Raw genomic sequence first — 20,663 nt, 5'->3', positions numbered from 1 at the left:
GGGACTTCTGCGGACAGCGTTTAAACCCTGTGCTAACTTCCTTCGACATAACCGGTAACAAAAATAAGAATGCAGCCTGATCCGGAATGTCAGCCCCATGCAGATGAAAGTCATCGATCCCACCTTTGAATTGGCGCTGGTGTCGCCATTTCTGCTGCAAACCCTGGCCGAAGTCGCCGAGCAAAATGGCGTCAACCCCGACAGCCTTTGCCGAGGCCTGGGTTTTACCCTTGAAGACCTTCAAGACCCAGCGCAACGCATTTCCTATCGGCAAGCCGTGGCCATGATTCAGCGCGCCCTGAAAGTCTTACCCAATCAGGGGCTGGGTTTATGGGTGGGCGCGCAGAATGTGCTGGGCACGCTCGGGTTGCTCGGCCATGTGCTGTCGTTGTGCAGGACCCTGCGCGATGCCTTTGCGCTGGGCATTCGGCATCAGCACACCTCGGGCGGCATCGTGGTGTCGAGCGTGGAGGAGGCGGGCGATCGGGTGTTTGTCGACGTCGAATGCCGCTTGCCGTTCGCCGACGTGCAGTTGTTCGCGGTCGAGGAGTTTTTCGCCAGCCTGTTGGTGTACGGTCGGGCGCTGGTGGGGGCCGATTTCAAGCCGGTGGCGGTGGAGTTTATGCACGCCGCCCCGGACTACCTCAGCGAATACCAGCGTCTGTTGGGGCCGGACGTGCGTTTCGGTTGCCGGCAAAACCGCATGGTGATCGCCGCCCATTGGCTGGACGTGCGCCTGCCCAATCACCATTCCCTGGCGCTGCGTCAGGCGGTCAAATTGCTTGAGCTGGAAGCGGCACAGGTTCACCGCAAGATGGACTTGATCCAGGCTGTCGAGCGGGCGATATCACGGGACCTGACCGAGGGCAGTCACATCGAGAAGATCGCCGGCGACCTGAACATGAGCAGCCGCACCTTGCGCCGCCGCCTGACCGAACATGCGCTGACGTTCGAAACGCTGCTGGAGCAAGTACGCCAGGCCCGCACCCTGAGCCTGCTGGCCAACCCCGACTTGTCCATCGAGCGCATTACCGAAGAAGTCGGCTACAGCGACGTGCGCAGCTTTCGCCGGGCCTTCAAGCGCTGGACCGGCATGAGCCCGAGCGCGTTTCGCAATGAATCCCCACACTCACTAACGACAACCCCCCTGTAGCAGCTGCCGAGCAGCGCGAGGCTGCGTTCGGCGGCGCAGCCGTCGTAAATCCTGTGCTTGAGGTTTTCCTGACACACCGCAGTGCATGGTTTCACGACGGCTTCGCCGCCGAAACGCCGCCTCGCGCTACTCGGCAGCTGCTACAGGGAGTGCACACAAAGGCTCATCCCCGGTTAAACTCCACGCTCTTTTTCAAGGAGTTCATATGAGTTACTACCAGCCGGGCATTCTCGCCACCCCCGTTCCGCCTCAAGCCCGTCATATGTTCTTCGCCCTCGAGTCCGCCGAAGCATTGCCGGCCGCGCTCGACAACTTGATGCAACTGGTGGATGGGAAATCGGCGGTGGTCGGCTTTGGTGAATCGCTGGTCAAGGCGCTGCACGCGCAGATCGATGGTCTGCGACCGTTTCCGGCGCTGACCGGGGTTGGCGTCGACAACCCGTCGACTCAGCACGCGCTCTGGTGCTGGCTGCATGGCGTCGACCGCGGTGAACTGCTCAATCGCAGCAACGCCATCGAAGCCGCGCTGGCGCCGGCCCTGCGCCTGGTGCAGATGAACGAAACCTTCCGCCACATGACCGGCCACGACCTGACCGGCTACGAAGACGGCACCGAAAACCCGCACGACGAAGCCGCCGTGGCCGCCGCGCTGTTGGGCGAGGGCGCTGAAGGCCTGGTTGGTGGCAGCTTTGCCGCGATCCAGCAATGGCAGCATGACCTGAAGGGCTTCCACGCGATGCCGTCCCATGAAAAGGACAACATCATGGGCCGTCGCTTGAGCGATAACGAAGAACTCGATGACGCGCCGATTTCCGCCCACGTCAAACGCACCGCCCAGGAAAGCTTCGCCCCCGAGGCGTTCGTGGTCCGTCGCTCGATGCCGTGGATCGAAGGGGATCGCGCCGGCCTGATGTTCCTGGCGTTCGGTTTTTCCCTCGACGCCTTCGAAGCCCAGCTGCGGCGAATGAGCGGGCTGGAAGACGGCATCACCGACGGTTTGTACCGCATCAGCCGCCCGATCACCGGAGGTTACTACTGGTGCCCGCCACTCAAGGACGGTCATCTGGACCTGCGCGCCTTGCGCATCGGCTAAGGATCAAGGAGAGAACATGGACGTAGTGCGCTGGGGCATGATCGGTTGTGGCAGTGTCGCCGAACGCAAGAGTGGGCCGGCCTTTTACAAGGCCCCCGGTTCGGCGCTGGTGGCGGTGATGGGGCGGCGTCTGGACGCGGTGACCGACTACGCCGCACGCCACGGCATCGCCCGGATTTACACCGACGCGCAAGCGCTGATCAATGATCCCGAGGTGGACGCGGTGTACATCGCCACGCCACCCGACAGCCACCACGGGTACAGCTTGCTGGTCGCCGCGGCCGGTAAACATTGTTGCGTCGAAAAACCGATGTCGCTGAATGCCGGGCAAAGCCGTGAGATGCAAAAGGTCTTTGCCGACGCTGGATTGCACCTGTTCGTTTCCTATTACCGACGCTCGCTGCCGCGCTTTCAACAAGTGCGGCGGTGGTTGGAGGAAGGGCGGATCGGCGAGGTGCGGCATCTGTCCTGGACGCTGACCAAAGCGCCTTCGCCGAACGATCTGGGTGGCGCCTACAATTGGCGCACCGACCCGGTGATTGCCGGTGGCGGCTACTTCGCCGACCTGGCCAGTCATGGCTTCGATCTGTTTCAGTATTTGCTCGGGGACATCGTCGAGGTCACCGGTTTCACTGCGCGGCAGGCCGGTTTGTATGCCGCCGAAGACGCCGTCAGCGCCAGTTGGCGGTTTGCGTCGGGGGCCCTGGGCATGGGCTGCTGGAACTTCGTCGCCGACCGCCGCGAAGATAGGGTCGAGCTGATCGGCAGCAAGGGCCGGATCAGTTTTTCGGTGTTCGATGAGCACCCGGTGCAACTTGAAGCCGATGAACATCTGAGCCTGCACGTCGAGCATCACGAGCACATCCAGTGGCATCACGTGCTGGGCATGAATGCGCACATCCGTGGCGAAGCGCAGCATCCGGCGGTGGCCGAACACGCGCTGAAAACCGACTGGGTGATGGACCAGATCCTCAAGCGCACATAAGCCATGCGCTACGCAAGGCTGCTTTTGTGGCGAGGGAGCTTGCTCCCGCTCGGCTGCGTAGCCGTCGTAAATCGGCGCATGCGGTGTGTCAGGTGAGTTATTGGGGCTGCTTCGCACCCCAGCGGGAGCAAGCTCCCTCGCCACAAGGGGCATCGATGCCCATCGCACAGTGCACCATCCGCACTCAGCTCTAACCTTATGCTTAATCAGTATTTCTCAATGCCTGCATGGCCTCTCTAAGATCACGTCATAACTCGTTATAACAAGTGATCTGCCATGACTGATAACGTTCTATCCCTCAGCAGCATCCCGCTGCACACGCAACTGCGCGATGTGCTGCGTGCCCGCATCCTCGACGGCGAATACCCTCAAGACAGTCAGATGCCCTCCGAAAGCGAACTCGGCGCACTGTTCAAAGTCAGCCGCATCACCGTGCGCCAGGCCTTGGGCGATCTGCAAAAGGAAGGGCTGATCTTCAAGATTCACGGCAAGGGCACCTTCGTTGCCAAGCCGAAAACCTTTCAGAACGTCAGCACCCTGCAAGGCCTCGCCGAGTCCATGACCGGTCGCGGCTACGAGGTGATCAATCGCCTGCGCAGCTTCAAATTCATCCCGGCCGACAAGCTCGTTGCCGAGCGATTGCAGGTGGCCGAAGGCGAGACCGTGGCGCAGATCAAACGCGTGCGGCTGATCAATCGGGAACCGATCTCACTGGAAATCACCTACCTGCCCAAAGCCATCGGCGAACGGCTGGAGAAGGCTGACCTGGTCACCCGCGACATCTTTCTGATCCTCGAAAACGACTGCGGCCTGGCCCTCGGTCATGCCGATCTGGCCATCGACGCCGTGCTGGCCGACAGCGACCTGACCCAGGCGCTGAACGTCGAAGCCGGTTCGCCGATCATGCGCATCGAGCGCCTGACCCACGATGCCGCCGGCCTACCCGTGGACTTCGAACACCTTTACTACCGCGGCGATGCCTTCCAGTACCGTTTGCGGATCGATCGGCAAAAAGGGGATCAGGCATGACGCACAGCTCAATATCCAGAAGTACTCTGGAGCAGGAATACGACATCGTCGTGATCGGCGGCGGCACCGCCGGCCCGATGGCGGCGATCAAGGCCAAGGAGCGCAACCGTGAACTGCGCGTGTTGCTGATCGACAAGGCCAACGTCAAGCGCAGCGGCGCGATCAGCATGGGCATGGACGGCTTGAACAACGCGATCATTCCCGGCCACTCGACACCGGAGCAGTACACCAAGGAAATCACCATCGCCAACGACGGCATCGTCAATCAGGCCGCCGTCTATGCCTACGCGACCCACAGCTTCGAAACTATCGAGCAGCTGGACCGCTGGGGCGTGAAGTTCGAGAAGGACGAAACCGGCGACTACGCGGTGAAAAAGGTCCACCACATGGGCGCCTACGTGTTGCCGATGCCGGAGGGGCACGACATCAAGAAAGTGTTGTACCGCCAGTTGAAGCGGGCGCGGGTCAGCATCACCAATCGGCTGGTTTGCACGCGATTGCTGACGGACGAAGAGGGCGTGGTCAACGGCGTGATGGGCTTCGACTGCCGAACCGCCGATTTCCATGTGATCAAGGCCAAAGCCGTAATTCTGTGTTGCGGCGCGGCCGGACGTCTGGGCCTGCCGTCATCCGGTTACCTGATGGGCACCTATGAAAACCCGACCAACGCCGGCGACGGCTACGCGATGGCCTATCACGCTGGCGCCGAACTGGCGAACCTCGAATGCTTCCAGATCAACCCGTTGATCAAGGATTACAACGGCCCGGCCTGCGCCTACGTCACCGGCCCGTTGGGCGGCTACACCGCCAACAACAAGGGCGAACGCTTCATCGAGTGCGATTACTGGAGCGGGCAGATGATGTGGGAGTTCCACCAGGAACTCGAAAGTGGCAACGGCCCGGTGTTCCTCAAGCTCGATCACCTGGCCGAGGAAACCATCCAGAACATCGAAGAGATTTTGCATAGCAACGAACGCCCGAGTCGCGGCCAGTTTCACGCCAATCGCGGCACCGACTACCGCACGCAGATGGTCGAGATGCACATCTCGGAAATCGGCTTTTGTAGCGGTCATTCGGCGTCCGGCGTATGGGTCAACGAGAAGGCCGAAACCTCGGTCAAGGGCTTGTACTCGGCGGGTGACATGGCGGCGGTGCCGCACAACTACATGCTCGGTGCGTTTACTTATGGCTGGTTTGCCGGCACCAACGCGGCGGATTTTGTCGTCGGTCGCGAGTTTTCAGCGGTCGATGCCCGGCAGATCGAAACGGAAAAACTGAGGGTCTACGCGCCACTGGATCGCGAACACGGCCTGCCGCCCGCGCAAGTGGAATACAAGCTGCGGCGTTTTGTGAACGACTACCTGCAACCGCCGAAAGTGACCAAGAAGATGCAAATCGGCCTGCAACGCTTCAGCGATATCCAGCGCGACCTGGATCAGATCAAGGCCCACAACGCCCACGAACTGATGCGCGCCATGGAAGTCAGCATGATCCGCGACTGCGCCGAAATGGCCGCCCGCGCGTCCTTGTTTCGCGCTGAAAGTCGCTGGGGGCTTTACCACTATCGGGTCGATCATCCGCAACGCAACGATAGCGACTGGTTCTGCCATTGCCACCTGAAAAAGGGTGACGACGGATCGATGACCAGTTTCAAGAAAGCCGTCGAGCCTTACATCATCCTGCTCGACGCCGAAGAAATGCAGGCCTACGACCGGCTGCGGGTCGGCGCTTTTGCGGCCTGAGTATTACAAAAGAGAGAACCGTGAAATGACCTACCAACCCCAGGAAATCTTCTTCCGCTCCAACGCACCGGTCACGGTCGATGAAGACCTTTGCATCGCCCACAAAGGCTGCACCGTGTGCGTCGACGTCTGCCCGATGGACCTGCTGGCGATCAACCCGGCCACGCAAAAGGCCTACATGGCCTTTGACGAATGCTGGTACTGCATGCCGTGTGAAAAGGACTGCCCCACTGGTGCCGTGAAAGTCGAAATCCCTTATTTACTGCGGTGACTGACAGGACGCCTTCGCGGGCAAGCCTCGCTCCTACAGGTATTTGCAGTGGGACACCGATTTCGCTGGCAACAGAGAACCTTGTGGGAGCTGGCCTGCCAGCGATGAGGCCCGCTGAGACAACCCAAAGCCATCCGGAAACACCGGACGCTGGATTCACCCAACACCCCTCGTTTCCCACCACGCCTTGATCGTGGCGGAGACGAACATCCTATAAATGATTCGAGGGGATTCACCATGTCTTTGCCAACATTGCTGCGTGCCGCATTTGCCGGTCTGGTACTGGCTTCATTCACCCTGTCGGCCTCGGCCGAAACCATCCGCATTGCCATCGGCACCCAGGACACCACGATCAACTGCGCCGCCGGCGGTCTGTTGATTCGCGAACTAGGCCTGCTGGACAAATACCTGCCCCACGACGGCCAGTACAAGGACGCCCAGTACGAAGTCGAGTGGAAAAACTTCACCAGTGGCGCGCCGCTGACCAACGAGATGGTCGCCGGCAAACTCGACTTCGGCGCCATGGCTGATTTCCCAGGTTCGTTCAACGGCGTGGCGTTCGAAACCGCCGGCAAGCACAGCCTGTTCATCAGCGTGCTGTCGGGCAGCATCAAGGGCAGCGGCAATGGCATCGTGGTGCCGAGCGCGTCGGGCGTGCAGTCCCTGGCGGAGCTCAAGGGCAAGACCATTTCCGTGCCATTCGCCTCGACAGCTCATGGCATGTTGTTGCGGGCCGTGGCGGCGCAAGGCTGGGATCCGCTCAAAGACGTGAACATCATCGCCCAGCCGCCGGAAGTCGCCGGCTCGGCATTGCAGGCCGGCAAAATCGACGCCCACGCTGACTTCGTGCCGTTCGCCGAACTGTTCCCCAGCCGTGGTTTCGCTCGCAAGATCTATGACGGTTCCCAGGCGGGCGCACCGACTTTTCATGGCGCACTGGTCGATCAGAGCTACGCGAAAAAATACCCGGAAATCGTCGTTGCCTACCTGCGCGCAAGCCTCGAAGCCAACCAGTTACTGGCCGCTGAGCCGGAGAAGTACAGCGAGCTGATCGCCAAGGTCACCGGCGTCGATGCCGAGGTCAATTACCTGTTCCATGGCCCGCTGGGCGTGCAAACCCGTGACCTCAGCTGGAAACCCGAATACCGTCAGGCCGTCGGTACTGCCATCGACACCCTCAAGCTGTTGAAAAAGGCGGATCGCGGTCTCGATCTCAATACCTTTATCGATGACCAATACATCCGCGCCGCGTTCAAGGCGTCGAACCTGGATTACTCCGCGCAACTGGCCAACTACGGGCAGACGCCGCTCAAAGCGGTGGATGCATTGAGCGGTAAAGCCATCACCGACTTCAGCCATGTGGCCGAGATCTGGGTGCGCGGGGAACCGAAAGTCCGGCAGTACGCCTCGGCGGAAGCGGCGTTTACCGCTTTGGCGAGCCTGAAGCAGGAAGGCAAAAACATCCGCGCCGTGTATGCCCAGGCGAGTGACAGCGGGATCAAATTGCTTGCGGATCAGGCGTGGTTTGCCAGTGATGCCAAGGGCCGCCTCAGCGCATTCCTGCTCAAAGGCCAAGCCCAACAATTCGCCACGGCCCAAGGCGGCAAAGTCCTCGACTTCACCGACGCCACCACCCAGGCCGTCGCCGCCCGCTAACCCCAAAACACCGCAATTCCCTTGTGGGAGCGAGCAGGCTCGCTCCCATAAGGAATCGAAGGCGATGCAAATACCTGATTCACCAGAGATCAACTGTGGGAGCGAGCCTGCTCGCGATGGTGGACTGACATTCAGCATCGATGTCGACTGAACCACCGTCATCGCGAGCAGGCTCGCTCCCACAGTGAACTCGGTTGAGAGGAAGAATTATGTACCGATCATATATTCGCTGGATCCCAAGAGCCGCCTCGCTGCTGCTCTGCCTTCTGTTCTGGCAACTCGCCGCCAGCCACCACTGGAACCTCGGCCTGGTGACCTTCGCCAATGTCCCGACGCCACTGGCGGTGATCGAAGCCGCACTGGGCCTCGGCGATTCCGGCAAGCTTGCCCAGCACCTGAGCAGCAGCCTCAGTCGAGTCTTCGCCGGTTACCTGGCAGCGTTGATCATCGGCATCGCTTTGGGCCTGGCCATCGGCCGTTCGAAATGGGCCGAGGACTTGTTGCTGCCGCCTCTGGAAGTCCTGCGCCCAATCCCCGCAGTCGCCTGGATCCCTTTGGCCATCCTGATGTTCCCGTCCTCGGAACTGTCGATGGTCTTCATCACCTTCACCGGCGCGCTGTTCCCGATCCTGCTCAATACCGTGCACGGCGTCGAAGGCGTCGACCCACGCCTGATCGCCTCGGCCAAAAGCCTCGGGGCAGGGCGCCGAGCGATTCTGCTGGAGGTGATCCTGCCAGGCGCTGCGCCCAGCATCATCACCGGCCTCGCCATCGGCATGGGCACTTCGTGGTTCTGCCTGGTGACCGCAGAAATGATCTCCGGCCAATACGGCATCGGCTATTACACCTGGGAGTCCTACACCATCCAGAACTACGCCGACATCGTCGTCGGCATGTTGCTGATCGGGGTACTCGGGATGGGCAGCAGCCTGCTGATCAAACGTCTCGGCGGGCTGTTCACGCCGTGGCACCGGCCACGAGGAAAAGCCTGATGAGCGTGATGCAAACCCCTGAAGGGCGGATCGACATCCGCCAACTGTCCATCGTCCTCGGCGAAGGCCAGCAGGCCTTCGAGGCCGTGCAAGGCCTCGATTGCCAAATCGAACCGGGGCAATTCGTCTGCATTCTCGGGCCGTCCGGGTGCGGCAAATCGACCTTGCTCGGCGCACTGGCCGGGCATCTGCAGTCGTATACCGGAACACTGAACGTCGACGGCGCCCAAGTCTCGGCCCCATCGCCCCAGCGTGGCATGGTCTTCCAGCACCACACGCTGTTTCCTTGGCGCACCGTGCGCGACAACGTCGCCTTCGGCCTGAAAATGCGCGGTATCGACAAAACCGAGCGCCACCAGGCCGCCGATGAAATCCTCGCGCTGGTAGGGTTGGAAGGCTTCGCCGATCGCTGGCCCGACCAGCTCTCCGGCGGCATGCAACAACGAGTCGAGATCGCCCGGGTGCTGATCAATCGCCCGCGTCTGTTACTGATGGACGAACCCTTCGGCGCCCTCGACGCCCTGACCCGGTTGAACATGCAAGAACTGCTGCTGGACATCTGGACGCGGATTCGCACCACCGTGGTGTTCGTCACCCACGACATCGACGAAGCGCTGTTCCTCGCCGATCGCCTGCTGGTCATGAGCTCGCGCCCCGGTCGAATCATCGAAGACCTGCGCCTCGACTTCCCCCGGCCACGCACCACCGAACGGGTGACGAGCCATGCGTTCTCCTGCCTGAAACGCCATTGCCTCGAATTACTGCGTCACGAAGACGGTCGGCAGCTACCGCGCCTGAACCCTCTCGGACTTCCTCCTGAAAACAAACTGCCGCGATTTGCCCTATGACCTCTCTATTCGATGTAACCGACAACGACGACATTCTCGCCCTGCAACCACGCCTCACGGATGAAGATCCTGGCGTGCGCAGAATTGCCCTGATCGAACTGGCCGACCTCGAAGAACCGGACGGCCTGTTGTGGCTAGTCAATCGCCTGGCTGAAGACCCGACCGAAGAGGTGCGCGCTGAAGCCGCGCGATTGCTCGAAGCCTGGGAGGACGAGCCGGTGGTTGAAGCGCTGTGCCAGGCCCTGACTGATCCATCCTCGGCGGTGCAGTCTGCTGCCGCGCAGAGCCTCAGTCTGCTCAAGACCGAAGCCGCGGGCAGGGTGATTCTGCCGTGGACCGGGCATACCGACGTCAGCGTGCGCATCGCCGCGTTCAGGGCCTTGCGCGAATTGCGCTTTCCCGATGCTGCCTTGGCTGCTTCAGACGCCTTGAACGATGAGGACGCCGGTGTGCGTCGCGAAGCCGTCGGCGTCCTTGGCTGGCTCAAACAGCTCGATGCCTTGCCGGCCCTTGCGGAATTGGCCAGCGACGACCCGGATACCGAAGTCCGCCGCGCCGCCACCGGCGCCCTCGGCCTGGCCTCCGATGCGCAAGTATTGCCGGCGCTGCGCCAGGCCTTGCAGGACCAGGCCTGGCAAGTGCGCGAAGAAGCTGCGACGACGTTGGGCAAGGTCGGCCACGTTGACGCCGGTGCCGCTCTGGTCGACGCCTTGAGCGATGATTACTGGCAAGTCCGCCTGCGCGCCACCCGCAGCCTCGGGCGCTTGCGTTACGTCCCGGGCCTCGACGCGCTGATCGAAACCCTCGGCCACCGCATCAGCAACCTGCGCAAGGAAGCCGCGCTGGCCCTTGGGGAACTGAACGATAAAGGCGCCATCGCACCTTTGCAGGCCGCGCAAGACGATGGCGACCCGGAAGTGCGCAAAGCCGTGCGCATCGCCTTGAGCCAGCTGCAATGAACCCGCTGGCGATTGGTAATTCCCAAGGTAAACAACAGCTGCGATTGAACTGGCCGGATGGGCGCGAGCAGCTGCTGGGCCATGCCGAGTTGCGCCGACAGTGCCCATGTTCGCAGTGTCGTGCGTTTCGGTTGCAGGGGCTGACGGTGAAAGTCGATGAGCGCATCCGCGTGATTGAACTCAACCAGCAGGGGTATGGCCTGCAACTGATCTTCAGCGACGGCCATGAGCGCGGAATCTACCCGTGGCCTTACTTGGCACAACTCACTCTTGAGAACGACTGAATTCACTGTGGGAGCGGCGGTGCGACGATTCGACTTGCCCGCGATGGCATTGTGTCAGGCGACATCTATGTCGAATGAGAAGCCGCTATCGCGGGCAAGCCCGCTCCCACAGGGAGTAGGTGGGTCAGAAGGATTTGCTGATGCTTGCTACCACTGTGGCGCTGCACACGTCGTCGAACCCCCAGTTGCTGGCGCACTGGCTCTTCGACAGGTCAGTGTCGATATAACTCAAGCCCAGCATCACACCGACCAGTTCGTGGGTCAGTTTGACTTCCCATTCGCGGTACGAGTCTTCGGCTTCGCCCGACATCGTGTACAGGTGCGGGTCCTTGAAATCCATGTTGCCGTAGCGCAGTTTCAGGCCGGTGTCATAAGGCAACTCGGTTTCATAGCCGACGTAGCTGTAGAGCGAGCTCTGTTTGCTGTCGATCCCCGGCGCATCCGCGGAGTAATAGGCCGCCAGCTTCACCCCATAAGCGCTGAGGATTGCGTATGTCTCGCCCTGGTTGAACTGACTTTCCTTGGGGTAAGCGTATTTGAGATAGCCAAGGTCCAGGCTGACCGCATCGGTCGCTTGCCAGAGCCAACCGGCGTAGTAATCGACTTCCTGTCGGGTTTTCAAACCGCCGCCGAAATCGACATTTGAACTCCATGCGCCGAGGTACAGGCCGCTGCTGTGCGCCAGAGTCAAACCGGCCTGCACCGCAGGGTCATTCTGGGTTTGCGAAATGCCACGGGTGCGGTAGTCGCTGGCCAGGGTCAGGTCGACCAGCACGGCGAAGTCGTCATTCAAGGGCAAGGCCTGACTGCTCATGGGAAGAAGGCTCAAGGAACCGAGGGCGAACAGGGTGAAAGCTTTCATGGGGAGCGTCCCGTTATTGTGATTGTTATGGGCAGTTTTTTTGCGGCAAGGCTGCGCCGAACCCCCGCGACAAGCGCGGGGCAGGGCAGCGGGTGAAGCTGATTTTTCTTAGAGCGTCGGTGCGTAGACTTCGCGACCGGCGAACCAGGTTTGCAGCACCTGGGTGTCATGCAAGGCTTTGTTGTCGACGCTGAACACGTCGCGGTCCAGCACGATGAAGTCGGCTTGCTTGCCAGGGCTCAGTGAACCGATCTGCTTCTCCAACCCGATGGTGCGCGCAGCGTTCAGGGTGTAGGCGTAGAACATCGTTTCGCGGTCAATGCGCTCATCGGCATTCAACACGCCCAGCGGGCCTTCCCGGGTGATCGCCTGGGCCATGGCGTTCCACGGATTCGGCGAAGACACCGCCCAGTCACTGGCGCCGGCGATGGTCGCCCCCTGTTTAAGCAGCGAGTGCGCCGGGTATTGGTAACGGAAGGCCTGTGCGCTGACATACGGCTTGATCATGTCCAGGGTGTACTCGTCGGCGCTGGCCCACAGCAGTTGCATCGAGGCGATGACGTTGAGCGGTTTGAACCGCGCGAACTCTTTCGGGTTGACCATTTGCAGGTGGGTGATCGAGTGGGTCACGCCGCTCTGGCGATCCTTACGCGCCTGGGCGATACCGTTCAGCGATTCACGCACCGCGCGGTCACCGATGGCATGGATGTGCACCAGCCAGCCGCGCTGATCGATGGCGCTGACCAATTCGCCGAAGTGCTTCGGATCGATCAGCAGTTCGCCCTGTTTGTGCGAGTTGCTGTACGGATCGATCATCGCCGCGCTCTGCGCCGGGTATTCGATCACACCGTCGGCGAAGATCTTGACCCCGGGCAAGGTCAGGTTCGGGATGCCCTGGAATTGCTGGCGGACCTTGTCCAGAGTGTCGAGATCGGTCGGAACGCTTTTCGGGTTGGCCACCAGCAACGCGGCGACGTGGGCGCTCATGCCGCCACTTTCGGCCAGCGCTTTGTACACCGGCAGTACGCCGACGGTGTTCTCCGTGGGTTTTAGCGCGAACACCGGCTCGCCGGGCGCGGCGTTGGCGGCGGGGTCCATCCACGCGGTGATGCCCAGGCTGTTGTTGTAGCGCACGGCGGATTGCGCGGCTTTCAACATGTCGGCGGGGCTTGGCACCGGCATCTTTGAGGCGACGCGATCCCAGCCGGCGTCCACCAGGAAACCGTTGGGACTTCCATCGGCGAGTTTGCCGATGGTGTCTTTTTCGGCGTCCGGCAATGACTTGAGCAGCGCCGCATCAATCCCGGCGCGTTCGAGCATCACGTTGTTGGCCCACGCGGTGTGGTGATCGCTGCCGGTGAACACCACGGGCACCTTGGCCCATTCGCCGCTGTTGAATTTCTTGCCAAGGGCTTCGGCTTGGGCCCAATAAGCCGAACTCATGCCGGCCACGCTCAACACATCACCATGTTTCGCTTTGCCGTCGTCACGCCAGGCTTTCAGGCGTTTTTCCAGTTCGTCGAGGTCGACCACCTCGTCTTCCATATTGGCCGAGGCCATTTCCAGACCGCCGAATATGGCGTGGGAATGACTGTCGATCAGGCCGGGCATCAGGGCTTTACCGCCGAGGTCGACGACTTGGGTCCCCGACGCGATCAGGGCCTTGATCTGCGCATCGCTGCCGACTTGCAGCACTTTGCCGTCCTGCACCGCCAACGCCTGCACCTTCGATTGGGCGCGGTCAGCGGTGAAAATCTTGCCATTGATCAGCACCAGATCGGCGGCTGCCATGGCTTCCATCGAGGCAAAACTGACGGCGGCCATCAATAGATTCGGAATGAATCTTTTCATTGAATGTTTCCTTTTTATTGCGTCTGATGGCCAGATTAGTGGCTTGTCATGGCCAGTAGAACGCCTCGCTCACGAAAAACGTTTTTGCCTGAATGGAAAAAATATGGACAAGTTGGGTGCATTGAAAATGTTTGTGGTCACGGCGCAACTCGGCAGTTTCAGCCGCGCCGCCGAGCAACTGGGCAAGACCCCGTCGGCCCTGACCAAAGCGGTCAATCACCTCGAGGCGGAGCTCGGCGCCCGGTTGTTCGAGCGCAGCACCCGGCGGATTTTGCTGACCGAATCGGGTCGTCTTTATCTGGAAACCGCGCGTCAGGTGTTGCAGCGGCTGGAGGAGGCCGGCGAGGAAATCGAGCAGTTGCAGCATGGCCTGCGCGGCAACCTGAAAATCACCGCGCCGCTGGCATATGGGCAGGCTTTTCTCGATCAGGTGTGCGGCGGTTTTCTGGAGCAATACCCGCAGATCAACCTGCAAGTGGACCTGTGCGATGAGTTCGTCAACCTGCTGGAAAGTGGCTACGACCTGGCGTTGCGCGAGGGGCATGACGATTTGCCGGGACTGATCGCCCGCGTCGTCGGCAGCAATCGGCTGGCGTTGTGCGCCAGCCCTGATTATCTGGCGCGCAAGGGGTTGCCGGTCACGCCGGACACCCTCGATGACCACGAATGGCTGCTCTACCGTCATCCGTTGCTCAGCCGCGAATTCTGGTGGGCCGAGCGCGACGGGCAGCGCTTGAGCCTTCCGCAACCGCAATCACCACGGTTGCGCAGCGACAACTACGACCTGCTGCTGGCCAACGCGCTGGCCGGACGCGGCTTGCTGCACACGCCGCTGTGGAGTGCCGCGCCGTACATCGCCGACGGGCGGCTGGTGCGGGTGATGGCCGATTACGCCATCGATCCCGACAGTTTTGGCTCGTACATCCTGGCGGTGTACCCCAGTCATCGGCGGGCAACCGCCAAAGTGCTGGCTTTCATCGATTACATCGCAGGGTTTCTGGCGTCGCGTGGCTTGAGCTGACTGGCGGTCCTTGCCAGGAAAATGCCGAAAGAGTACAAATGTACTCCATGACGACTTTAACCCCCCGCCGTACCGCCATCCTGACCTTTATCCGCGATCGAATCGCGGAGCACGGCCAGTCTCCGAGCCTCGCTGAAATCAGCGAGGCGTTTGGTTTCGCCTCCCGCAGCGTGGCGCGCAAGCATGTGCTGGCGCTGACCGAAGCCGGCTTTATCGAGGTCAACCCGCATCAGGCCCGGGGCATTCGTTTGCTCGGGCAACCGGCGCGGCCCGAGTTGCTGGACATCCCGGTACTCGGTCGGGTCGCGGCGGGTACGCCGATCGGTGCTGATGCCGAAGTGCACAGCCGCTTGCTGCTCGACCCGTCGATCTTCTCGCGGGTGCCGGACTACATGCTGCGGGTCCAGGGTGATTCGATGATCGAGGACGGCATTCTCGACGGCGACCTGGTGGGCGTGCACCGCAATCCCGAGGCGTTCAACGGCCAGATCGTGGTGGCGCGGCTCGACGGTGAAGTCACCATCAAGCGTTTCGAGCGGGTCGGCGATGTTGTCCGGTTGCTGCCGCGCAACCCGGCCTATCAGCCGATCATCGTCGAGGCCAATCAAGACCTGGCCATCGAAGGGGTGTTCTGCGGTCTGGTGAGGCAAGGGTGATGGGCGCCGTCGTTGCGTTGGATACGCTGTTCAATGGCGGCCAGGTCTGGAAGGGCCGGCCTGCGCCACCGGCGGTCAGCCCGCAACCCACCGGGCATGCCGCGCTGGACGCGGCGTTGCCCACCGGCGGCTGGCCGGAAGCGGCGCTGACCGAAATCCTCCTGGCCGGGCAGGGTATTGGCGAGTTACAGCTGGTGTGGCCGGCGCTGGCGCGGCTGTCGGCAGCGGGCGAACGCATTGTTCTGGTGGCGCCGCCTTACGTGCCGTATCCCCAGGCCTGGCAGAACGCCGGGGTCGATCTGCGCCAGTTGTCGATCATCCAGGCCAGCGAGCGCGATGCGCTGTGGGCGGCGGAACAATGCCTGCGTTCAGGCAGTTGCGGCGCGGTGCTGTGCTGGCCGCACAAGGCCGACGACCGCGCGCTGCGGCGCTTGCAGGTGGCGGCGGAAACCGGCTCGACCCTGGCGTTCGCCTATCGCTCGATCAACGAAGCCATCAACCCTTCGCCCGCGGCCCTGCGCATCGCCATCGATGCCCGGCCTGCGCAATTGCGCGTGCTCAAGTGTCGGGGCGGGCTGGCCCGTTCGGCGCCGATTGCCTTTCCCGTGGGGCATTGAGGTTGCCATGCGCTGGGTCTGCATTCTCTTCCCGCAATTGGCGCTGGACGCGGTACTGCGTCAGCGCCCCGATCCCGATGAACCGTTGGCGCTGCTGACCGGCCCGGCCCAACGCCGGGTGTTGCAAGCGGTCAACGCTCCGGCGCGGGCGCTGGGCTTGCGTCCAGGCCAGTCGATGACCGCCGCGCAAGCCTTGAGCAAAGGTTTTGTCACGGCCGAATATGACGTCGCCGAGATCGAACACTGGCAACAGTTCCTGGCGGCATGGGCCTATCGGTTCAGCTCTCAGGTCAGCGTGCATTACCCGCGTGCCGTGGTGTTTGAAATCGAAACCAGCCTGGGGCTGTTCGGGCCGTGGCCGCAGTTCGAGGCGCGGTTGCGCGCCGAGCTCGGCGAACTGGGCTTTCGTCATCGGATCGTCGCCGCGCCCAACCCGGTGGCCGCGCGGGTGTTGGCCAATATGTATGACGGTCTGGTGGTGCCGGACGATCAAGCTTTGCGCTATCACCTGGGGCAGTTGCCCGTGGACCGGGTTGCCCTGGAGCCGGCGGTGGCCACGGCGTTGTCGCGCATGGGGTTGCGCACCTTGAGTCAGGTTCAGGCGTTGCCGCGCAATAGCCTGGCGCGACGTTTCGAGGCCCAGGTGCTCAAGCATCTGGATGCGCTGTTCGGCGAGCGACGACTGGCGCTGGCGTTTTACCTGCCGCCGGACCGCTTCGATGTGCGCGTCGAGCTCAACTTCGATGTGCAGTCCCATCAGGCGCTGCTGTTTCCATTGCGTCGCTTGACCGGCGATCTGTCGGTCTTCCTCTGCGGCCGGGACAGTGGCGTGCAGCGTTTCGACCTGCACCTGGAACACGCCGGCTTGCCGGACACGGTGATCAAGGTCGGCCTGCTCAGCGCCGAGCGCGATCCGGCGATGCTCTTCGAACTGGCCCGGGGGCGGCTGGAACAGGTGCAGGTCGAGGCCCCGGTGCGCGGCTTTCGGCTGCGCGCCGAAGACTTGCCGAGTTTCGTCCCGCAACGTCAGGAACTGTTCGACGACCGTCCGCAACAGTCCTTGCCCTGGGAGCAACTGCGCGAACGCTTGCGTGCACGGCTCGGGGATGACGCGGTGCATGGCTTGCGTTTCCAGGCCGATCACCGGCCAGAGTGCGCGTGGCAGGCGCGCGTCGACAGCCAACTCTGCGCGGGGTTGGCGGGCGTGCAGCGTCCGGGCTGGTTGCTGACGGAACCGCAGGCCGTACACGAAGGCTCGACACGGATCCTCATGGGGCCTGAGCGCATCGAGTCCGGCTGGTGGGACGGCGACGACGTGCGCCGCGATTACTACCTGATCGAAACCCGTTCCGGCCAGCAGGGCTGGGCCTACCGCGCGGTGGGCGAGGGCGGCCCGCTGTGGCTGCAAGGTTGGTTCGCATGAGCGTCGGGTATGCGGAGCTGCACTGCCTGTCGAACTTCAGTTTCCAGCGCGGTGCTTCCAGTGCCCTGGAACTGTTTCAGCGGGCGAAAAAGCACGGTTATCAAGCGCTGGCGATCACCGATGAATGCACCCTGGCCGGTATCGTCCGCGCCTGGCAAGCGGCCAAATCCGTGGAGCTGCCGCTGATCATCGGCAGCGAAGTGCGCATCGAGAACGGTCCGAAACTGGTGTTGCTGGTGGAAAACCTTGAGGGTTACCAGACGCTGTGCCAGCTGATCACGCGAGCGCGGCGCCGCACGCAGAAAGGCCAGTACCAAGTACTGCGCGAGGACTTCAGCGCGCCGATGCCGGGGTTGCTGGCGTTGTGGGTGCCGGACACGGTCGATGATTTTGCCAGCGGTCACTGGCTCAAGCAGACGTTCACCGATGGCCTGTGGCTGGCAGTGCAGTTGCATCGCGGGCAGGACGACACCCGGCGACTGGACGCCCTTCTGACCTTGGCGCGGGAACTGCGGATTCCAGCGCTGGCCAGCGGTGATGTGCACATGCACACCCGTGGGCGGCGGGCGTTGCAGGACACCATGACCGCGATCCGTCATCACCTGCCGGTGGCCGAGGCCGGGTTGCGGCTGCATCCGAACGGCGAGCGGCATGTACGCAGCCTCGATGCCCTGCAATCGATCTACCCGCAAGCGTTGCTCGATGAAACGCTGACCATTGCCCGGCGTTGCACCTTCGACCTCGGCCAGTTGCGTTACCAGTATCCCCGCGAGCTGGTGCCGCAAGGCCAGACGGCCACGTCCTGGCTGCGGCATCTGACCAAAGAGGGGATCGCGTGGCGCTGGCCAGACGGTCCGCAAGCCAAGGTGCTGGTGCAGATCGACAAGGAACTGGCGCTGATCGCCGAACTGGGCTACGAAAGCTACTTCCTCACGGTGCACGACATTGTGCGGTTCGCCCGTGAGCAGGAAATCCTCTGTCAGGGCCGGGGTTCTGCCGCGAACTCGGCGGTGTGTTTTGCCTTGGGCATCACGGAAATCGACCCGGATCGCACCACGCTGTTGTTCGAACGCTTTCTCTCCAAAGAGCGCAATGAACCACCGGACATCGACGTCGATTTCGAACACGAACGGCGCGAAGAAGTCTTGCAGTACGTGTTCCAGCGGTATGGCCGGACCCGCGCCGCACTTACGGCAGTGGTCAGCACCTATCACGCGGCCGGCGCGGTGCGCGACGTGGCCAAGGCCCTGGGTCTGCCGCCGGACCAGATCAACGCCCTGGCCGATTGCTGTGGTCACTGGAGCGATGCAACACCCCCCGTGGAACGCCTGCTTGAAGGCGGCTTCGACCCCGAGAGTCCGGTGCTGCGCCGGGTGCTGAGTTTGACTCAGCAACTGATCGGTTTCCCCCGACACCTGTCCCAGCACCCCGGCGGTTTCGTGATTTCCGAGCAGCCGCTGGACAGTCTGGTGCCGGTGGAAAACGCCGCCATGGCCGAGCGCACCATCATCCAGTGGGACAAGGACGATCTCGATGCGGTCGGGCTGCTCAAGGTGGATATTCTGGCCTTGGGCATGCTCAGCGCGATCCGTCGTTGTTTTGATTTGCTGCGCCGTCATCGCCATCTGGACTTGAGCCTGGCGACGATCCCGGCCGAAGACTCGCCAACCTACGACATGATCGGCCGTGCCGACACCATCGGCGTGTTCCAGATCGAGTCCCGGGCACAGATGTCGATGCTGCCGAGGCTCAAGCCCCGGACTTTCTATGACCTGGTGATTGAGGTGGCAATCGTCCGTCCGGGGCCGATCCAGGGCGGGATGGTGCATCCCTACCTGCGACGGCGAAACAAGGAGGAACCCGAGGTCTACCCGTCCCCGGCACTGGAAGTCGTGCTCAAACGCACCCTGGGCGTGCCGCTGTTCCAGGAACAGGTGATGCAGATTGCGATTGTCGCCGCCGACTACAGCCCCGGCGAGGCTGATCAGTTGCGCCGCTCCATGGCCGCCTGGAAACGCCATGGCGGACTGGAACCGCACAAGGATCGGCTGGCCGCCGGGATGAAGAAGAACGGCTACACGGCCGAGTTCGCCGCGCAGATCTTCGAACAGATCAAAGGCTTCGGCAGTTATGGTTTTCCCGAGTCCCACGCCGCCAGTTTCGCTTTGCTGACCTACGCCAGTTGCTGGTTGAAATGCCACGAACCGGCGGCCTTCGCCTGTGCGCTGATCAATAGTTGGCCCATGGGTTTCTACAGCCCGGACCAGATTCTGCAGGACGCGCGCCGGCATCATTTGCAGATTCGTCCGGTGGACGTGCGCGCCAGTGACTGGGATTGCAGCCTCGAACCGATCACCGGCGCGCAGCCGGCGATTCGCATGGGGTTGCGGATGATCAAGGGCTTTCGCGAGGACGATGCCCGGCGCATCGAAGCGGCGAGGGCAAAGGGTGTATTTGTCGACATCGCCGACCTGGGCGAGCGCGCGCGACTCGATGCTCGTGCCCAGGAGCAACTGGCCGATGCCGGTGCGCTGCGGGGGCTGGCCGGTGACCGTCATCGGGCGCGCTGGGAAGTGGCGGGGGTGCAGAAACAGCTTGGTTTGTTTGCCGGCCTGCCGAGTCAGGAAGAACCTGCGATCTATCTGCCCAAACCGACGGTGGGCGAGGACTTGCTGGCCGACTACAACAGTGTAGGCACCACCCTCGGCCCGCATCCGCTGGCGTTGCTGCGCGGTGAATTGAAAGCCCGACGCTGCCGCAGTTCGAAAGAGTTGATGGAGGTCGAACACGGGCGACCGGTCAGCGTCGCCGGGTTGGTCACCGGCCGGCAACGGCCGGGTACTGCCAGTGGCGTGACCTTCGTCACTCTCGAAGACGAATTCGGCAACATCAACGTCATCGTCTGGCGCGACCTGGCTGATCGGCAGCGAAAGGTTTTGGTCGGCTCGCAGTTGCTCAAGGTCGATGGCCGCTGGGAAAAGGAAGGCGAGGTGCGACACCTGATTGCCGGACGCTTGAGCGACCTGAGCCCCTTGCTGGACGGCATCAGCGTGCGCAGCCGGGATTTCCGCTGAACGGTGGAAGGCAGCTTCTGTGGCAAACAGGGCTTTTGTAGCGAGGGGGCTTGCCCCCGTTGGGTCGCGGAGCGGCCCCAAAACCAGTCACCGCAGTCATTCAGACAAACTGCGTTGAATGGTTTCACGACGGCTGCGCCGCCGAAC

The 20,663-nt window shown here is 62.3% G+C and carries 18 protein-coding genes; 16 read left to right on the top strand and 2 right to left on the bottom strand.

The genetic code is table 11. The annotated features are described in order from the left end of the window. The first annotated feature begins 97 nt into the window (after window positions 1-97). From ACA075_RS16275 to ACA075_RS16225, 11 genes are all read left to right on the top strand, one after another. On the top strand, window positions 98-1,153 hold the full coding sequence (locus tag ACA075_RS16275) for an AraC family transcriptional regulator (protein ID WP_497293846.1): 1,056 nt from the start codon (window positions 98-100) through the stop codon (window positions 1,151-1,153). 205 nt (window positions 1,154-1,358) lie between these two features. Then, window positions 1,359-2,246, top strand: coding sequence for a Dyp-type peroxidase (locus tag ACA075_RS16270; RefSeq protein WP_497293845.1), 888 nt, complete (start codon window positions 1,359-1,361; stop codon window positions 2,244-2,246). A 16-nt stretch (window positions 2,247-2,262) separates the two neighbouring features. Beyond that, entirely contained in the window at window positions 2,263-3,231 is a 969-nt protein-coding gene (locus ACA075_RS16265; protein WP_497293843.1) for a Gfo/Idh/MocA family protein, read from the top strand. A 276-nt stretch (window positions 3,232-3,507) separates the two neighbouring features. Continuing rightward, the gene (locus ACA075_RS16260) at window positions 3,508-4,260 is read left to right on the top strand and encodes a GntR family transcriptional regulator (protein WP_403098245.1); all 753 of its coding nucleotides are present in this window, start codon (window positions 3,508-3,510) and stop codon (window positions 4,258-4,260) included. Next, window positions 4,257-6,002 carry a fumarate reductase/succinate dehydrogenase flavoprotein subunit gene (locus tag ACA075_RS16255; RefSeq protein ID WP_497293840.1) on the top strand — a complete coding sequence of 582 codons (1,746 nt, stop codon included), beginning with the start codon at window positions 4,257-4,259 and terminating at the stop codon, window positions 6,000-6,002. The genes ACA075_RS16260 and ACA075_RS16255 overlap by 4 nt, the downstream gene beginning before the upstream one ends. Window positions 6,003-6,027: 25 nt before the next feature. Beyond that, entirely contained in the window at window positions 6,028-6,273 is a 246-nt protein-coding gene (locus ACA075_RS16250) for a 4Fe-4S dicluster domain-containing protein (protein WP_109522226.1), read from the top strand. A 237-nt stretch (window positions 6,274-6,510) separates the two neighbouring features. Beyond that, window positions 6,511-7,929 carry an ABC transporter substrate-binding protein gene (locus tag ACA075_RS16245; RefSeq protein WP_497293838.1) on the top strand — a complete coding sequence of 473 codons (1,419 nt, stop codon included), beginning with the start codon at window positions 6,511-6,513 and terminating at the stop codon, window positions 7,927-7,929. 209 nt (window positions 7,930-8,138) lie between these two features. After that, window positions 8,139-8,921 (top strand): ABC transporter permease, encoded by a 783-nt coding sequence (locus ACA075_RS16240; RefSeq protein ID WP_497293836.1) that lies wholly within the window; start codon window positions 8,139-8,141, stop codon window positions 8,919-8,921. Further along, window positions 8,921-9,769 (top strand): ABC transporter ATP-binding protein, encoded by an 849-nt coding sequence (locus ACA075_RS16235; protein ID WP_497293834.1) that lies wholly within the window; start codon window positions 8,921-8,923, stop codon window positions 9,767-9,769. The genes ACA075_RS16240 and ACA075_RS16235 overlap by 1 nt, the downstream gene beginning before the upstream one ends. Beyond that, on the top strand, window positions 9,766-10,728 hold the full coding sequence (locus ACA075_RS16230; protein WP_497293833.1) for a HEAT repeat domain-containing protein: 963 nt from the start codon (window positions 9,766-9,768) through the stop codon (window positions 10,726-10,728). Before ACA075_RS16235 ends, ACA075_RS16230 begins: the two co-directional genes overlap by 4 nt. Further along, the gene (locus ACA075_RS16225; RefSeq protein WP_497293831.1) at window positions 10,725-11,012 is read left to right on the top strand and encodes a DUF971 domain-containing protein; all 288 of its coding nucleotides are present in this window, start codon (window positions 10,725-10,727) and stop codon (window positions 11,010-11,012) included. The genes ACA075_RS16230 and ACA075_RS16225 overlap by 4 nt, the downstream gene beginning before the upstream one ends. A 124-nt stretch (window positions 11,013-11,136) precedes the next feature. Here the strand turns inward: ACA075_RS16225 and ACA075_RS16220 are convergent, their stop codons facing one another. Both ACA075_RS16220 and ACA075_RS16215 read right to left on the bottom strand, forming a co-directional pair. After that, complete coding sequence (locus tag ACA075_RS16220) at window positions 11,137-11,874, bottom strand: TorF family putative porin (RefSeq protein ID WP_497293829.1); 738 nt, start codon at window positions 11,872-11,874, stop codon at window positions 11,137-11,139. 108 nt (window positions 11,875-11,982) lie between these two features. Next, window positions 11,983-13,725 (bottom strand): amidohydrolase, encoded by a 1,743-nt coding sequence (locus ACA075_RS16215; RefSeq protein ID WP_497293828.1) that lies wholly within the window; start codon window positions 13,723-13,725, stop codon window positions 11,983-11,985. A gap of 103 nt (window positions 13,726-13,828) precedes the next feature. Here ACA075_RS16215 and ACA075_RS16210 point away from each other — a divergent pair, with 103 nt between their 5' ends. Genes ACA075_RS16210 through ACA075_RS16190 form a run of 5 tightly spaced genes read left to right on the top strand, consistent with a single transcriptional unit; the run spans window position 13,829 to window position 20,516 of the window. After that, entirely contained in the window at window positions 13,829-14,746 is a 918-nt protein-coding gene (locus ACA075_RS16210) for a LysR family transcriptional regulator (RefSeq protein WP_497293827.1), read from the top strand. A 38-nt stretch (window positions 14,747-14,784) separates the two neighbouring features. After that, a complete protein-coding gene (gene lexA / locus ACA075_RS16205; RefSeq protein WP_497293826.1) occupies window positions 14,785-15,402 on the top strand; it encodes a transcriptional repressor LexA in 618 nt (205 codons plus the stop codon). Then, window positions 15,402-16,019 (top strand): translesion DNA synthesis-associated protein ImuA, encoded by a 618-nt coding sequence (gene imuA / locus ACA075_RS16200; protein ID WP_497293824.1) that lies wholly within the window; start codon window positions 15,402-15,404, stop codon window positions 16,017-16,019. The genes lexA and imuA overlap by 1 nt, the downstream gene beginning before the upstream one ends. 7 nt (window positions 16,020-16,026) lie before the next feature. Next, window positions 16,027-17,442 carry a Y-family DNA polymerase gene (locus ACA075_RS16195; RefSeq protein ID WP_497293822.1) on the top strand — a complete coding sequence of 472 codons (1,416 nt, stop codon included), beginning with the start codon at window positions 16,027-16,029 and terminating at the stop codon, window positions 17,440-17,442. Next, window positions 17,439-20,516: an error-prone DNA polymerase gene (locus tag ACA075_RS16190; protein WP_497293820.1), complete on the top strand. Its 3,078-nt coding sequence runs from the start codon at window positions 17,439-17,441 to the stop codon at window positions 20,514-20,516. Before ACA075_RS16195 ends, ACA075_RS16190 begins: the two co-directional genes overlap by 4 nt. Window positions 20,517-20,663: the final 147 nt, after the last annotated feature.

This window comes from Pseudomonas sp. LBUM1663, assembly GCF_059695905.1.
This window is presented reverse-complemented; position numbering and strand designations above follow the sequence as displayed.